15 protein-coding genes are annotated in these 15,830 nt (G+C 64.8%); 5 read left to right on the top strand and 10 right to left on the bottom strand.

Going from position 1 to position 15,830, the window contains the following annotated elements; translation table 11 throughout:
* Positions 1-1,096 (bottom strand): methyl-accepting chemotaxis protein (locus VB672_RS08395; protein WP_329783721.1); only part of this gene is annotated, 1,096 nt, incomplete at its 3' end.
* Positions 1,097-1,373: 277 nt separating this feature from the next.
* On the opposite strand from VB672_RS08395, the gene VB672_RS08390 reads away from it, so the two are divergent.
* The 3 genes from VB672_RS08390 to VB672_RS08380 all read left to right on the top strand — a co-directional run bounded on the left by VB672_RS08390 (position 1,374) and on the right by VB672_RS08380 (position 5,115).
* Positions 1,374-2,720 carry an esterase-like activity of phytase family protein gene (locus VB672_RS08390; protein WP_329783720.1) on the top strand — a complete coding sequence of 449 codons (1,347 nt, stop codon included), beginning with the start codon at positions 1,374-1,376 and terminating at the stop codon, positions 2,718-2,720.
* Between the two features lie 444 nt (positions 2,721-3,164).
* Complete coding sequence (locus VB672_RS08385; protein ID WP_329783719.1) at positions 3,165-3,884, top strand: DUF1194 domain-containing protein; 720 nt, start codon at positions 3,165-3,167, stop codon at positions 3,882-3,884.
* 52 nt (positions 3,885-3,936) lie between these two features.
* Positions 3,937-5,115, top strand: coding sequence for an adenylate/guanylate cyclase domain-containing protein (locus tag VB672_RS08380; protein ID WP_329783718.1), 1,179 nt, complete (start codon positions 3,937-3,939; stop codon positions 5,113-5,115).
* Positions 5,116-5,139: 24 nt separating this feature from the next.
* On the opposite strand, the gene VB672_RS08375 is transcribed toward VB672_RS08380, so the two are convergent.
* From VB672_RS08375 to VB672_RS08355, 5 genes are all read right to left on the bottom strand, one after another.
* Positions 5,140-5,844: an RNA polymerase sigma factor gene (locus VB672_RS08375; RefSeq protein WP_329783717.1), complete on the bottom strand. Its 705-nt coding sequence runs from the start codon at positions 5,842-5,844 to the stop codon at positions 5,140-5,142.
* A gap of 70 nt (positions 5,845-5,914) precedes the next feature.
* On the bottom strand, positions 5,915-6,427 hold the full coding sequence (locus tag VB672_RS08370) for a plastocyanin/azurin family copper-binding protein (protein ID WP_329783716.1): 513 nt from the start codon (positions 6,425-6,427) through the stop codon (positions 5,915-5,917).
* Complete coding sequence (locus VB672_RS08365; protein WP_329783715.1) at positions 6,424-6,843, bottom strand: DUF5602 domain-containing protein; 420 nt, start codon at positions 6,841-6,843, stop codon at positions 6,424-6,426. The genes VB672_RS08370 and VB672_RS08365 overlap by 4 nt, the downstream gene beginning before the upstream one ends.
* Before the next feature lie 103 nt (positions 6,844-6,946).
* The gene (gene murJ / locus VB672_RS08360) at positions 6,947-8,473 is read right to left on the bottom strand and encodes a murein biosynthesis integral membrane protein MurJ (protein ID WP_329783714.1); all 1,527 of its coding nucleotides are present in this window, start codon (positions 8,471-8,473) and stop codon (positions 6,947-6,949) included.
* A gap of 5 nt (positions 8,474-8,478) precedes the next feature.
* Positions 8,479-9,465 carry a glycosyltransferase family 2 protein gene (locus tag VB672_RS08355; protein WP_329783713.1) on the bottom strand — a complete coding sequence of 329 codons (987 nt, stop codon included), beginning with the start codon at positions 9,463-9,465 and terminating at the stop codon, positions 8,479-8,481.
* Between the two features lie 96 nt (positions 9,466-9,561).
* On the opposite strand from VB672_RS08355, the gene VB672_RS08350 reads away from it, so the two are divergent.
* Positions 9,562-10,407 (top strand): ChbG/HpnK family deacetylase, encoded by an 846-nt coding sequence (locus VB672_RS08350; RefSeq protein WP_329783712.1) that lies wholly within the window; start codon positions 9,562-9,564, stop codon positions 10,405-10,407.
* 70 nt (positions 10,408-10,477) lie between these two features.
* On the opposite strand, the gene VB672_RS08345 is transcribed toward VB672_RS08350, so the two are convergent.
* Entirely contained in the window at positions 10,478-10,981 is a 504-nt protein-coding gene (locus VB672_RS08345) for a DUF2938 domain-containing protein (protein WP_329783711.1), read from the bottom strand.
* A gap of 45 nt (positions 10,982-11,026) precedes the next feature.
* Entirely contained in the window at positions 11,027-11,626 is a 600-nt protein-coding gene (locus VB672_RS08340; RefSeq protein ID WP_329783710.1) for a superoxide dismutase, read from the bottom strand.
* 272 nt (positions 11,627-11,898) lie between these two features.
* On the opposite strand from VB672_RS08340, the gene VB672_RS08335 reads away from it, so the two are divergent.
* Complete coding sequence (locus VB672_RS08335) at positions 11,899-12,861, top strand: hypothetical protein (RefSeq protein ID WP_329783709.1); 963 nt, start codon at positions 11,899-11,901, stop codon at positions 12,859-12,861.
* On the opposite strand, the gene VB672_RS08330 is transcribed toward VB672_RS08335, so the two are convergent.
* Together VB672_RS08330 and VB672_RS08325 are read right to left on the bottom strand one after the other, a co-directional pair.
* Positions 12,854-13,408, bottom strand: a complete 555-nt coding sequence (locus VB672_RS08330) for a hydrolase (RefSeq protein ID WP_329783708.1) — start codon at positions 13,406-13,408, stop codon at positions 12,854-12,856. The two genes, VB672_RS08335 and VB672_RS08330, sit on opposite strands and share 8 nt — an antisense overlap.
* 7 nt (positions 13,409-13,415) lie before the next feature.
* A complete protein-coding gene (locus tag VB672_RS08325) occupies positions 13,416-15,800 on the bottom strand; it encodes a PAS domain-containing protein (RefSeq protein ID WP_329783707.1) in 2,385 nt (794 codons plus the stop codon).
* Between the last annotated feature and the right edge of the window lie 30 nt (positions 15,801-15,830).

Raw genomic sequence — 15,830 nt, 5'->3', positions numbered from 1 at the left:
ACTGGCTCACCTGGCTGGCGATCTCGCGGATCGAGATCGAGAGCTCCTCGGTGGCGGCCGCCACCGTCTGCACGTTCGACGAGGTCTGCTGGGCCGCCGACGAGACGGTCACCAGCTGATCGGCAGCCTGCTCGACGCCCGTCGACATGCTCTGCGCGGTGGCCTCCATTTCGGTGGCCGCCGAGGACAATCCTTGCGTCAGCGCCGACACGGTGGCGTCGAACCGCTTCGTCAGCTGGTCGAGCAGCTCCGCCCGGCGCATGCGGGCATCCGCTTCGTGGGATGCGGCCGCATCGGCCTGCTTCTTGGCGATCAGCGCATCCTTGAACACCTGCAGCACCCTGGCGAGCGTGCCGATCTCATCGGACTTGTGAGCATCCGTCACCTGGATCGCCAGATTGCCGCCGGCGAGATCCTGCATCTGTTCGGTGATGCGGGTGAGCGGGCGGGACACGCCTGCAACGACCGACCATCCGGCAAAGACGAGAGCGATCACGCTCAGGGCGACGACCACCATGAATCCGATGCTGATCGTCGAGAACAGGCCATTCGCCGCATCGGCGCGCGTCCTGGCCGATTCGAGCTGAATGTTCACGAGCTTCCCGATGGCTTCGGACACGGGGTCGATGGCGGCGTAGAGGTCCGTCATCGTGAAGAACGTCAGGCTGACCTTGTCCTCCGCCTTGAGAAACTCGACGAGCTTCTCGACGGCAGCGTCGGCCTTCTTCATCAGCTCCTGAGCCTCTTGGACGGATTTGAGTTCGCCCGGGTCACTGACCATCGCCTTGTAGGCAGCCCAGTGCTTGGCGATATCCGCCCTTGCGACCTCGACACCTTTCAGGGCGTCGGCCCATCCGATATTGTCGTTGCGCACCTTATGGGAGGTGTCGACGATGTTCACGGCGTAGAGATCGGCAACCACCTTCAGATCCCGCAGCGGGACGACGCGGTCCGCATAGATCCTGTCGATGGAAGCATGCATCGATTGGGTGCCGAACCAGCCTCCACCGACAGCGGCAATGATCAGCAGCGCCAGAAGACCGAAGTTGAGAAACAGCTTTGTCCGAATGGACCAGGATTGCAGCGAGAATGACACCGTATTGCCCCATGAGAGTACTTAGCCCTGGTAGGAAAGTATTTCATGAATTGTGAAACATCCGGTTAACCGTATTCGATCTTTTTACGACGGAGCTTTGAACGGACTGATGCAACTGGATTGCAGTCTTTGAACGGCGATCTCTGGCATTCCTTTCCGGCAGGAGGCTGCGACAACGATCCCCTGCCGTCATGAAGCTGTCGTCGATCTGTTAACGGACGGACATCCGGCTCCTGCAAGAGCAGCCTCGCTCGAACAAGCCAACGAGGTTCTCACGATGTCCGTCCGTCTTCTCGCGGCCCTGCCGCTGACCGTGCTGCTTGGCACCAGCGCTCTGGCGCAGCAGCAATTCCCGGCCGTTCTTGCAGGCCATGCCGTTCTGCCTGCGCTCACCTTCGTCGATGCTCCTGCGGATGCCCCGGCCGATCTGAAGGTTTCCGGCAAGTTCACGACCGGCAAGCGCGTCGAGGCGCTGGGCACCGTCGAGGGAACGTCCGGCGATCGTCCGACCGGCGTGAAGCTGCCGTTCCGCGGCCAGCCGCTCCAGGGCCATTCCGGCATCAAGTCGGTGGGTGACGGCACGTTCTGGGTGATCACGGATAACGGCTTCGGGTCCAAGGCCACCTCGCCGGATTCCATGCTCTACCTCAACCGCCATCGCATCGACTGGAATGCGGGATCGGTCGAGCGTCTCGAGACGGTGTTCCTGCACGATCCGGACAAGAAGGTGCCGTTCCGCATCACCAACGAGGCGACCGAAAAGCGCTACCTCACGGGTTCCGATTTCGACATCGAGAGCTTCCAGCCCATCGGCGACAAGATTTGGATCGCCGACGAGTTCGGTCCCTACCTGATCAAGGCGGATCGCTCCGGCAGGATCGAGGCCGTTTACGAGACGCTCGTCGACGGCAAGCCGGCGCGCTCGCCCGATCATTCTGCGGTGACGACGCCTGCGGCTCCGAACGGGGCCGTCAACTTCAACGTGCGCCGCTCCAAGGGCTACGAGGGCATGGCCGCCTCGAAGGACGGCAAGTTCCTCTACGCGCTTCTCGAAGGGCCCGTGTGGGATGCCGAGAAGAAGCAGTGGGAGAATGTCGACGGGCGCGAGTATCTGCGCATCCTCGAATTCGATGTGGCGGGCGAGAAGTGGACCGGCCGCCATTGGAAATACGTGCTCGACCAGAACGGCCTTGCCATCGGCGACTTCAACATGATCGACGGCACCACGGGCCTCGTCATCGAGCGCGACAACGGCGAAGGCACGGCCGACAGGGCCTGCTCGCAGGGCGAGAAGCGCCCCGACTGCTTCCACGACGTCGCCAAGTTCAAGCGCATCGTGAAGATCGAGCTGTCGGACGCCAATGTGAGCAATTCAGTCCGCAAGATCGGCTCTGTCGACCTCATGCAGATCGCCGATCCGAACAAGAAGGCGAAGAAGCCCCTCAACGACTCTGTGCTGACCTTCCCGTTCTTCACCATCGAGAACGTGGACGTGGTCGACGAGCGTCACATCGTCGTCGGCAACGACAACAATCTGCCGTTCTCCTCCAGCCGCGAGCCCACCAGGCAGGACGACAACGAATTCGTCCTGCTCGACGTCGCGGATTTGCTGAAGGCGCGGTGATCTTGCCGTGTCATTCCCTCCATCCAGCAGGGAATGACACCTTCCACGTCATCACCGGGCTTGTCCCGGTGATTCCGATTCTGAGAGTTTAGCTCATCATCCCGGTTGCTCCCTGAGCCCTCATCCTGAGGACCGCCGCAGGCGGTGTCTCGAAGGATCAGGGCGTCTCCAGAGCGAACTGAATCCTCCTTCGAGACGGTGCTTCGCACCTCCTCAGGATGAGGGCGGAGATTGATGGGCTAGGCTTTGAGAAGCACGGCGCTTTTCCTGATTGGGATGGCCGGCACAAGGCCGGCCATGACGTCGAGGGGCTCATGTCATTCACCGTCTCTCGCCCCGGAATGACAGGACGGCCCCCAACAAACTTGTGATCGCCTTGAAGGTCAGCCCTCCTTGAGAATGCCCTAAATGGCTCCAGCATTGTGCTCAACGCCGGAGCCTTCCATGCGCCTTGTCCTGAAAAGCCTTGTGGCTCTTAGCCTGCTGACCGCTCCGGCCCTGGCCGAATCGGTCGATCTCGAGCTGGTCTTTGCAGCGGATGGGTCCGGCTCCATCGACGATGAGGAGTTGCGCCTGCAGCGCCGGGGCTGGGCCGAGGCGCTCACGAGCCCCGATGTGCTCACCGGCATCAAGGACGGCCCCGTCGGGGCGATCGCCGTGGCCTTCATGGAATGGGGCGGGCCGAATTCCCAGGTCCTCATCGTCGACTGGCATGTGATCCGCGACGAGGCGAGCGCCCGGGTCTTCGCCGACAAGCTCATGAGCGCGCCGCGAGGCGCCTATGGCTACAATTCCATCTCCAATGCCATCGATTTCTCCGTCCGCCTGGTGGAAACGAACGCCCATGAGGGCACGCGCAAGGTCATCGACGTATCGGGCGACGGTCCGAACATGAACGGCCGGTCGCTCGAGCAGGCGAGGGGAGACGCGTTGGCGAAGGGTTTCACCATCAACGCGCTCGCCATCCGCCGTCCCGGCAGCGGGCGGCCGGGAGGACCCGGCGGCATGTCGCTGGAGGATTACTATGGCCAGAGCGTCATCGGCGGCCCCGGCTCCTTCGTGGAGATCGCCGACGAGACGCGTCCCTTCGCGGTGGCCGCCCGCCGCAAGCTCCTGACGGAAATCGCCGGAACGGGCGGAGCGACCCGCCACGCCACGCGGTGAACCGGCGCCCGGCCCTTGAAGACATTCCTGAACGGAATGGTATGGTGAGCCCATGGCGAATCTCGAAGACTGGATCATCGCACAGGGCCTGACGGGAACGAGTGTCGGCTCCCTGCTCGCAGGCTTCACCGAGGAGCTGTTGGCCGAGGGCATGCCTCTCGTCCGAACCTATCTCGCCCTGCCGACTGTCAATCCGACGATCCGCGTCTACACCCATGTCTGGACCCGTTCGACCGGGATGGTGGTCGAGGGCGTCTCGCATGAGCGCAACGCCCTGGCTTTCGAGCAGAGCCCCTTCGCCTACATGATGCAGACTGACCAGACGCGCTGCCACTGGCTGGTCGACGACCCGGAGGCCCGGCAGTTCGCCGTCTTCGAGGATATCAGACGTGAGGGCGGAACGGATTATCTGGCGCGCCTCTTCAGCTTCGACAACACGAGCGCGCCCGACCTTCGAGGCATCGGGATCTCCTTCTCCAGCTCCCGTCCCGAGGGGCTCCGGCCGGAGGAGATCGCCAGGATCGATGCGCTTCTGCCGCTCTTGGGTCTGGCCGCCTACCGCATGACGCTCTTCGACCTCACGGTGGCGATGCTGGACACCTATGTGGGGCTCTCGGCCGGCCGACGGGTCCTGAGCGGCGAGATCCGGCGCGGGTTCGGCACGACCATCACGGCCGCGCTCCTGTTCGCGGATCTGCGCGGCTTCACCGCTCTGGCCGATACGGCCGGCATCGACCTGATCGCCCGTCTCGACCGGCATCTCGAAGCCATGGCGGATCCCGTGGCCGAGCAGGGCGGCGAGGTGCTCAAGTTCATGGGTGATGGGCTCCTGGCGGCCTTCCCGATCACGGAGGAGCGCTCCCGGGAGCAGGCCTGTGCGGCGGCTGTCCGTGCCGCGCAAACCGCGCTCGAGCGCAACGTCGCCGTCAACCGTCTCCATGCCGGCGAAAGGCCCCTCAGTCTCGACATCGCGCTCCATTGCGGCGACGTGTTCTACGGCAATATCGGGGCGGCCGGCCGCCTGGATTTCACGGTGATCGGCCCTGCGGTGAACGAGGTCAGCCGCATGGAAGCCCTCTGCAACAGCCTCGACTGCTCCGTCATTCTCTCCGAGAGCGTGGCCTCGGCGAGCCCGGCTCCCGTCCGATCCCTCGGCCCGCATCGGCTGCGGGGCATTGCGACGGAACGGGAACTCTTCACATTCGATCCCGTCAGCGTCTGGACAGCCTGAATCGCCGGCCCATCTGTCGGAACGCTAATCAGAGTTTCGTTCGCCCAGCCGTTCCAGAACGGTTTGGGTTATCCGCGCGCAGCGGGCTCCTGCGAAAGGAAACGCGTCGGTGAGGGCGCTCGACAGCGTCTGATCGAGACTTTGCCGCAGGAGACGCCGGGCGCGGTGAAGCCTCGTCTTCACCGTCTCGGGGCGCAGGCCGAGCTGGGACGCGGTTGCCTCGATGCTCATCTCCTCGATATCGCGGAGAACGAATACCACACGGAACGCATCCGGCAGCTGGTCGACGGCCCGTTCGATCAGGCGGCGGACTTCGGCGCGGGCTGCGGCGGCTTCAGGATCGCCGTCCTGACGGGCAGGGGGCAGGTAGATCACACGAGCCTCTCCTTGCTCGTTGAGGGCATCGATCTGCTTCAGGTCGACGGAAGGGCGCCGCTTCCGGAGGCGCTCCAGGGCCTCGTTGAGTGCGATCCGGGTGAGCCACGTCGTCAGACGTGACTCGCCGCGGAAGCCATCCAGGTGGGTAAAGGCCCTAAGATAGGCTTCCTGGACCACGTCTTCGGCCTCCGTGTCGTCGCCGAGGACACTGCGCGCGATCCGGTAGAGCCGCCGGTTGTGGCGCTCCATGATCAGGCGAAGGGCCGCCCCGTCCCGACGCCGAGCCCTCTCGATCAGAGCCCAGTCCTCCAGGTTGTCGAACGTCGGCGCTGAGGCGGTCCCCGGTTGCATGGGCGGTCTCCCGTGTCTTGCCGTTAGATGGTCGGGCGCCTCAAAGGTTCCCGGGCAATGTGGATGGCCTTCACGTTCTGCGAATGATGCCCCGCTGCATGATCTCGTCAATCGATGGGAAGGCCCGCAAGGCCAGGTCCGGGAGCGCCTGCGCCGCCGGTCCGCCTGAAGGGGCGTTCGGGCGTCCCACGATGATCCGCCCGACCATCCCGGCATGCTCGTGCGGGACGCAGAAGAAATCGTACACACCCTCGACCGGGAGCGTGACCGAGAAGCTCTCGTCCGGCAGGAGATAGTCCGAGTTCCAGGGTTCCGCGCGCTCGGGGATGCGGAGCGGGCGCTCGAAGTTCTTTGGATGATAGGCCGTGGCCGTATGCGAGTTCCCCGGATCCAGGTTGATCCAGCGGATCGTCCGGCCCGGCTCGACATGGAGGCCGACAGGATCGAACCACACATGCGAGCCGTCGGCCTTGCCCCCCATCAGGATCTCGACCGGCTCGGCGGCAAAGGCCGGGCGGGGCCACACGAGACCGGCGAGGACGCCCCCGCCGATCTGAAGGACATGCCGGCGCGACGGCCTCACTTGGCCGCCACCCGCGTCTCGTCCGCCTTCGGCACATGCCACAGGACGACATGCGCATGGGGCTTCTCCACGCCGGGATGCCCGGCGTTGAAATAGACGTCCACGTGGTCGACCTTGCCGCCCGGCGCGGCGAGATCGTCGAAGCGCTTGTCCTTGTTGGCGAGGTCGTCGATGGGAAGCATGTAGACCGTGCTGACGAGCCGTCCCTCGCGGTCATAGGCGAGGAACGGACCGGCCGGCAGGGCCTTGGGATCGACGTAGAGCTGACCGAGTCCCGGCAGGAAGTCGGGCAGCTTCACGAGTTCGCTCACCTTCTTGTAGGCTCCCGTCGGCGGAGCCTTCTCGACCTGGTCGGCGGCGAAGGCCGGCACGGCAAGCGTCAGGATTCCAATCGCGGCGGCGAAGCGAAAGATCATGATGTCATCCTTTCTCAGGGCCGAGCTATGCTATGCCCGGCACATCCCATTGGATGGATCCGCCACAGGAAGGTTCCCGAAGAAGTCTCGATCTGGCAGCCGGTCAGCGTCTGGACAGCCTGACGCCCAGCACCTTGAGGCCGGCGAGAAGCACGCCGCCATAGATCAGGGCGCCGGCGGCGCCGAGAACCGCCAGCAGGATTTCGTTGCGCCAGGCTGGGAGGAGGGCGGTCCATTCCGCGAGCGGCACCGGCGCCGACCAGGCGAAGGCTGCGAGCAGCAGGCTCGCGGCCGCGACCGCCGCGGAGGTGCGGCCGAGGGCGGCGCTCGGATCCATCCAGCCCCGGCGCATGGCGAGGATCACGAGGAGGCCGAGATTGACCCAGATCCCGATGGCAGTGGCGAGCGACAGTCCGACCACCCCGTAGGGGCCGGTCAGAACGAGCTTCAGGGCCACGTTGACCGCCACGGCCGTGAGCGAGGCGATGAGCGGCGTCACCGTATCGGAGCGGGAATAGAAGCTCGCCACGGCCGACCGGATCAGCACGGCGGCGGGCAGGCCGACCGCATAGGCGGCGAGCACCGCACCCGAGCGCTCCGCAGCGGCGGCATCGAAAGCGCCGCGCTGGAACAGGGCCGACATGATGAGATCTGGCATCGTGACGAAGGCCACCACGAAGGGGGCCGCGAGGGCCAGCGTCAGGCCCACGGCCCGGTTCTGGGCGCCATGGGCACCCGCCGCGTCGCCGGCGGCGATCCGCCGGCTCATCTCCGGCAGGAGCACGGTGCCGGCCGCAATGCCGATCACGCCGAGCGGCAGCTGGTAGATGCGGTCCGCGTAATAGAGCGAGGCCACCGCGCCCGTGGGCAGGAAGGACGCGATGATCGTGTCGGCGAACATGGCGAGCTGCACGCCGGCCGAGCCGATCACGGCCGGGCCGAGAACCTTGAAGAAATGCTTCATGGCCGGATCGAGGCGCGGCGCTTCGAGACCCGGCGCCACGCCGAGCCGCCTGGCCGCGATCCAGACCAGCAGCAGTTCGAGAACGCCCGCGACCGTGACGCCCCAGGCGGCCGCATAGCCGGCATTGGGGAACAGGAAGGCGACCGCCAAAGCCGCCACGATGGAAACGTTGAGCAGGACGGGGGCGGCGGCGGCCGCCGCGAACCGCTCATGGGCGTTGAGGATCGCCGAGAGGATCGTCACGAGCGTGACGAAGAGGAGATACGGGAAGGTGATGCGGGTGAGCGTCACCGCGAGGTCGAACTTCGCCGGATCCTCCGAGAAGCCGGGGGCGAGGAGGGTCACCACCACGGGCATGGCGAAAAGCGCAAGGACGAGGAATGCGACCTGCACGATCAGCATCAGGGTGCTGATGCGGCTGGCGAAGGAACGCGCGGGGGTGGCGCCCTCGCGCTCAAGCACGCCCGCATAGGTGGGCAGGAAGGCGCTGTTGAAGGCGCCTTCGCTGAAGATGGCGCGGAAATGGTTGGGGATACGGGAGGCCACCACGAAGGCGTCGGCGATCGGCCCCACGCCCATGACGGCTGCGAGCACCACGTCGCGGATGAAGCCGGTGAGACGCGAAACGAGCGTCCAGCCGCCGACGGAGAGGATCTTTCTGAACATCGCTGTCAGGCCCGGCGCATGCGGTAGCTGTCGGGGACGAGGTCGCTCGAGACTTCCGCCGCGCCGCCGATCCGCTCGGCCACCACGTAGAGGGGCCGCCGCTTCACCTCGGCGAAGATGCGGCCAACATATTCGCCGACGACGCCGAGAGACATGAGCTGGATGCCGGAGAAGAACATGATCGAAACGATCAGGCTCGGAAAGCCCGGGAGATCGGTGCCGAACAGGAGCGTGCGGATCATGAAGAAGAGCGCGGTGGCGATCGACAGGATCGAGATCAGGAACCCGATATAGGTCCAGATCCTGAGAGGTACCGTCGAGAAGGCGGCAATGCCGTCGAAGGCGAAGCGGAAGAGCGTCCTGAAGCTCCACTTCGAGGTGCCGTGTTGGCGCTCCTCCACCACGAAAGGCACGCCCGTCGCCTTGAAGCCGATCCAGGCATAGAGGCCTTTCGAGAAGCGGGCCTTCTCGCCCAAGGTCCGCAACACCTCGACGCCCTTGCGGTCGATGAGCCGGAAATCGCCCGCGCCCTCGGGCAAGGCGATTTCGCCGAAGCGGGCGAAGAGCTGATAGAACAGGTGGGCGAAACCGCGCTTGACCCGGGTTTCGTCGGAGCGGTCCGTGCGCTGGCCGTAGACCATGAGGTAGCCCTCGCGCCAGCGCTCCACGAAGGTCTCGATCATCTCCGGCGGGTGCTGCAAGTCGGCGTCCATGATCACCACGGCGTCGCCCTTGGCATGGTCGAGCCCCGCCGCGATCGCGATCTCCTTGCCGAAATTGCGGCTGAAGGAGACGGCGCCGACGCGGGGCTCGGCGCGGCTGATCGCCTTGATCTTGTCCAGGGTATCGTCCCGGCTGCCGTCATCGACGAAGATCACCTCCCAGGCCGACGTGATCCGGTTCAGGATGGGGAGCAGGCGCTCGCACAAGGGCACGACGTTCGCGCTCTCGTTGTGCACGGGGATGATGACGCTGAGCTGAGGCGACGCCACTGATCGAACCTTTGATAACCGGGCTGCATCAAGAGCCGAGTTTGCGCCTTTGCTCAAGGGGATTAGGGTGCGGCAAAGCCGATTTTAGGGATATTCATGAGCCGCTCTCGTACCGTAATCCTTTGCGCCGACGACTTCGGCATCGCCTACGGGGTCAGCCGAGGGATCGTGGAGCTGGCGGAGATGGGCCGTCTGTCGGCCACCGGCGCCATGACCAACATGCCGGGATGGCGCCGGGCGGCGCCGGATCTGATGCCCCTTCGAGGGCGAATCGCCGTCGGGCTGCACCTCAACCTCACGGTAGGTTCGCCCTTGGGACCCATGCCGAAGCTCGCACCCTCGGGACTGTTTCCGGCCCTGAAGGAGCTGCTGCCGATGGCCTTGAAGCGGCAGCTCGATGCGATCGAGGTCGCCGGCGAAATCGGCCGCCAGATCGACGCTTTCGAGGCGGCGTTCGGCGAGGCACCGGCCTTCGTCGACGGCCACCAGCATGTCCATGTCCTGCCGGTGGTCAGGCCGGCCCTGATCGGGGCTCTGAAGGCGAGGGGCTTGGCCGGACGCGTATGGCTGCGCGATCCCTCCGACAAGGCCGCGTCGATCCTGCGCCGGCCCATCGGGCGCAGCAAGGCGCTCGTCGTCAAATCCCTGGCCCGCGGCTTTGCCCGCAGCGCCCATGCGGCGGGTTTCCGGACGAACAAGGGTTTTTCAGGATTCGCTCCCCTCGATCTCTCGGTGCCGGCGGCTCGCGTCTTCGAAGAGGCTTTTTCGAAACTGGGGGAGAGCCCCCTCGTCATGTGCCATCCGGGCTATGTGGATGACGAGCTGCGCTCGCTCGATCCGGCGCTGGAAAGCCGGGTGGACGAGCTGAATTATCTGAAGTCGGATGCTTTTCGCGAGCTGCTGGAGCAGCGCAGGTTGAGGCTTACAAGCTCTGTGGCCTGACAGGCCCGTTCACAACGTCACCACCGGCCCTCAAGTCGGTTCGCCCCGGTCTTGAACTCGCCTGACCGTCTCAACGGATGAGGAGTGCGCTCGCGTAAAGCCCCAGTCCGAACACGATGTGGCCGGCGATGTTGAGAGCCCTGATCTGGTTGGCGTTGGGCCGCTTCGAGGCGGCGATGCCTGCGCCCATGCCGGGCTGAAGCAGGAACCAGCCGGCACCCACGGTCACCAGACCGACGATGAGGGCCGGCATGAGGGTCGGCTGCCGGGGCCAGTCGGGCGGTGTGACCGCGAGCAGGATCGCCGCGAACAGGATGCCGACCGCATAATGGCCGATCCAGCCTGCCGCCCGCTCATAGGCGACGGGACGGGCCTGAGCGATGTCCGCGTGATACACCGTCCCGCCGGCCAGATGGCAGAACCAGCGCCCGACCAAGCCCCAATTCGCGCCGGGAAGGCCGAAGGCGTGCTTCAGCAGCAGCCCCCACAGGTCGAAGATGGCGGTGGCGCCGATCCCGAGCAGCAGGGAGCGGTACAGGAAGTCGATCACGGGTTCGTCTCCACGGGACGACATGAAACGGGCCTCCGAAGAGGCCCGTCTGACGTATCGTTGTTGCGCTTACTTGGTCGCGTTCTCGTACATTTCCTCGACATGCTCCCAGTTGACGAGATTGTCGAGGAAAGCCTTGAGGTAGTCGGGACGGCGGTTGCGGTAATCGATGTAGTAGGAATGCTCCCACACGTCGCAGCCGAGGATCGGCTGGGCGCCATGCACGAGCGGGTTCTCGCCGTTCGGGGTCTTCATGATGGTGATCTTGCCGTCCTTGACGGCGAGCCAGGCCCAGCCGGATCCGAACTGGCCGACGCCGGCCTGGATGAAGTCTTCCTTGAACTTATCCACCGAGCCGAGGTCCTCGACGATCTTCTTCTCGAGCTTGCCCGGGAGGGCGCCGCCGCCATTGGGCTTCATCCACAGCCAGAAATGGATGTGGTTGTAATGCTGGCCGGCATTGTTGAAGAGGGCTTGGTTCTTGCCGTAGGAGCCCTTCACGACCTCCTCGACGCTCTTGCCCTCGAATTCCGTGCCTTTCAGCAGGTTGTTGCCGGTGTTGACATAGGCCGCATGGTGCTTGTCGTGGTGAAACTCCAAGGTTTCCTTCGACATGTAGGGCTGCAGGGCATCATAAGCATAAGGCAGTTCGGGCAGGGTGAACGACATCAGCGTCTCCTTTGGATTGAACGACCCGGAGCATCGGACCCAGAAGCGGAAGCCTCTGGTCGGATCCGATGCCTCGTTTAGCTGCGCATCGCCCGACGCGGACCGGGATGGCCACGCGATGCGCCTGAGGCGTTAGTTAAAGCGCCACCTGCCGGAGAGCAACGGCCAAGCTCCGGACTTTTTTCTGCTCAAGCTTCCCACGCCGTTGTCTTTTGCCTATAGAAGCATAGCTTTGCCTTGATTGTCTTTGGTTTGCGTATGATGGAGACGGCATGATCATCGCTCTTCTGGCCCTCGCTCTTGCGATGATCGTTGGTGGCCTGCTCGCTGCTTTCTTCGGATGGGATATCGTTCTGGTCGAGCGCGGCTGGACGATGGTGATCGCCGGCAGCATCACGGCTGCGAGCGGCGCGCTCCTGCTCGGGATCGCGGCCGCCGTCGTCAAGCTGGCGAAGATCGAGACCCGGTTGTCGCAGCTCCGGACCGGCTTCGGCGAGGACGCCCTTCCCGGAACGAAGGCTTCGCCCGACCTTTCCCTGGCAGCTCTCTCCGGCGGCGTCGCGGCGGGAGCGGCATCCGCCGAGGCCGGCGACGACAAGCAGGCTGAGGATGCGCAGCAGCCCACCCTTCCGCTCTTCGAGGACGACGACAAGCGCGAGCCGGCCGAGGACGAGGTGAAGACCGCCGAATGGCCGGAAGAGCCGCGCGTCTACGACCCTGTCGTTCCGTTCCCGCCCAGAACAAGCCCGTCGACGACCCTGTCTCCTGCGCCCTCCCGCGAAGAGGACGAACCGGACATGAAGGTGCCCGACTTCCTTCTGGCCGAACGGAGGCGCGACGCGGACGAGGAGCCGCGCGTGATCGACGGTTCCGACATCTATCATCGTGACCTGGACGAGCCGGGGCCCGAGCCGCGCGAGCGCGACAAGTCCGACGAGCGGCAGGAGGAGGCTGTCGAGACCGTAGTGGATCGTGAGCCTGAGCCGGATCACGAGCCTGCCGGCGCCACGGATCTCGGTCGGTACGAGGGACCGGAAGACGAGGCTGCTTCCGATGCATCCCATCCTCCCGTGGTCGTCGGCACCTACAATTCGGGCGACAACCGATACGTGATGTTCTCGGACGGTTCCATCGAGGCGCAGACCCCGAGCGGTGTGTTCCGCTTCAAGTCCCTGGATGAGCTGAAGGAGTTCATCGCCGCAGGAGGCGAGGGGAGCTCGTCGTCCTCTACCTGAACAGGGGCGCCAGCGCGCGGAAATCGTCCGTGGCCGCTTCTCCCATCCACTCGAAGACGGCCATCTCCGTCGTGACCCAGTGGCAGCCTGCATGGAGGAGCCGCGCGCAGGCGGCGGCGACGCTGTGCTGCGAGCGGCTCGAGACCGCATCCGCCACCACATAGACGTCCAAGCCCGTGTTGCGGAACTCCAGGGCGCTTTGCAGCACGCAGATATGGGCCTCGGTCCCGCAGACCACGAGCTGATGGAGGCCGCTGCCGCGCAAGGCTGCGACCCGCTCGGCAATCGCCGGGGCGCGCACGGCCGAGAAGCTGGTTTTGGCCAGAGTGACCGCGTCCGTCGGCAGCGCCTCCTGCATGGGAGGCACCGTCGCGCCAAGCCCCTGGGGGTATTGCTCCGTCACGGTGACCGGGATGCCCAGGCGCTTGGCCGCTTCCAGCAGGGTTCTCACGTTGCGGAGCACAGCCTCGCCGTCATGGATGGCAGGCATGAGCCGGGCCTGGAGATCGACGACGAGAAGCTGGGAGCGTTTGGCGTCGAGCAGCATGGGAATCCTACATGTCCGGATTGAAGGTCGGATGCTCGGTCGGGATCGGCATCTGCATCGAGAAGCGCAACCCTTCCTCGGGAAACTCCATGGAGACCTCGGCCTGCAGCTGCGTGGCCAGCACGCGCTGGAGCAGGCGCGTGCCGAAACCCTGGCGGGTGGGCGTGCTTACGCGGGGGCCGCCATGCTCGATCCATGAGAAGTTCAGCATCGGATGCTCCTGGCCGACGATCTCCCATCGCACCTCGACCTGCCCGCCGAAGGTGGACAAGGCGCCGTGCTTGGCCGCATTCGTGGTCAGCTCGTGGATCGCCATGCCGATGGGTACGGCCGCCTCCGAGGGCAGTTCGAGGTGCGGCCCCTCGATGGTGATGCGGTTTCGCGCCTCGTCCTCGTAGGGGCCGAGCTCGGTCTGGACCAACTCTTCCAGGGCTGCCTTCTGCCACAGGTCCTCGGTCAGCAGATTGTGCGTGCGGGCCAGCGAGACGATGCGGCCGACGAAGCCCTGGTAGAACTCGTCGATGCTGGTGGCGGTGCGGGCGGTGGATCCGACGATGGCTTGGACGGTCGCCAGGGTGTTCTTCACTCGGTGATGGAGTTCGCGGATGAGAAGGTTCTGGCGGTGCTCCGCCTCCTTGTAGCGCGTGATGTCGATGTTGACGCCGACCATGCGCAAGGGAGCGCCCTTCTCGTCATAGAAGAAGAGCGCGATCGTATCGATGGTGCGAACGGTCCCGTCGGGACGCCGGATCCGATAGGCCAGGTTGATCTCGGGGTCGTGGCGGGCCAGCGCCTCCGCGATGGCCCTGTTGGAGGGCTCCAGATCCTCCGGCAGCACCGCCGCTTCCCAACTGGAGAAATCTTCCCCGAACGTACCCTTCTCCAGGCCGAACAGGCGCTCCTGCTCCTCCGTCCACGTCACCTTGCCTGACGGGACGTCCCAGTCGAACACACCGATTCCGGCGGCACGCTGCGCGAGCGCCAGACGTTCCTCGCTGATGCGCAACGCCGCTTCCGTCATCTTCAGGTCATGGATGTCGACGCTCGTGCCGACCCATCCCTTGAACTCTCCCGTGGCGGCATTGTGCACCGGGGCCGCCCGGATGATGTGCCAGCGATACTCCCCTTCCGCGGAACGGTAGCGGACCTCCGTCGTATAGGGGATCTCATGGGCCATGACGGGCTTGAGTTCCTCGGTCATCCTGACCCAGTCGTCCGGGTGAATGGCCGCTTGCCAGCTATGGCCCAGAGCCTCTTCCGGAGGCAGGCCGGAATAGGTGACCCACCGATCATTCGTGTAGGTCAGTTCCAGGTTGGGCTTGACGATCCACACGAGCGCGGGGAGCGATTCCGCGATGAGCTTGAACCGCGCTTCCGTCTCGCGCAGTTTCGTCTCGGCACGGACCTTCTCGATGGCGAGCCACGTGCGCTCCGCCACGTCTTCGACCAGAGCGATCTCGTCGCTCGTCCAGTCGCGCGGCACCGATGAATAGACGTAGAATTCTGCGATGAAGCGTCCGTTCTTGAGGATCGGGACAATGAAGCCCGAGCGCGCATTGATGGTGCTGTAGAAGGCTTGGATTCGAGGGTCGCCGAGGCGCGGATCGGCTCTCACATCGTTGATGATGGCAGGTTGACCGCGCCTCAGAGCCTCGATGATCGGCCCGGCATGCTGGTCTATCTTCTCCACCTTGCCTTCGTTGGTGATGAGCCCCCACGACCATTCGCGTTCGACGATGATGACGCCGCGATCCTCGTAGACTTCGCCGTAGCCCGCCGTGTCGACCTTCAGAAGCTTGCTCACGTTGCGAGCAGCGATCTCCATGATCTCGTACTGATCGTCGATGCTGCTGATCTGGTCGTTGAGCTTGAGGAGGAACTCCTGGCGCCGTTGCGCCTGATCCATTTCCTCCCGGATCCTCTGCCGCTCTCTGATATCCTGCAGCACGCCGACGAAGCGCACAGGCTTATTGCCTTCATGAATGATTCCGCCACGCACGTGGACATGGCCGATGCTGCCGTCGGCCTTCAGGATGCGATGCTCGATGTTGAAATCCGTCCTGGTGCGCAGCGCATAGGAAATCGCCTGGTTGATGCGGTCGAGGTCTGCCGGATGGAACATGGCCTGCAGTTCGGCAAAGGTGAGCTTTGCGTCCGGCTGAAGCCCAAGATAGGACTTGAAGGCCGCCGTCCCTGTAATCTCGCCGGTGTCCAGGTTCCGCTCCCATGCCCCGAGCCGGCCGATCTCGAGCGCCACTCTCAACTTCAAGTTGCTGGCGCGGAGCGCTTCTTCGGCCTGAGCCAGTCGCGATTCCAGCTCCGCGACCCGTCCCTCTTCGCCCCTTCGAGAGGGGGCCTCGTTCTCAACCGTCAAACTGCCGCGCTCGGTCATGGGTCTGTACTCTCGAAGTCACTGTTACGC

Origin of the sequence: Microvirga sp. CF3016 (assembly GCF_036314085.1) — a bacterium.
GTDB lineage: Bacteria > Pseudomonadota > Alphaproteobacteria > Rhizobiales > Beijerinckiaceae > Microvirga.
Note: the sequence above shows the minus strand (reverse complement) of the source record. Positions and strands in the feature narration are given on the sequence as shown.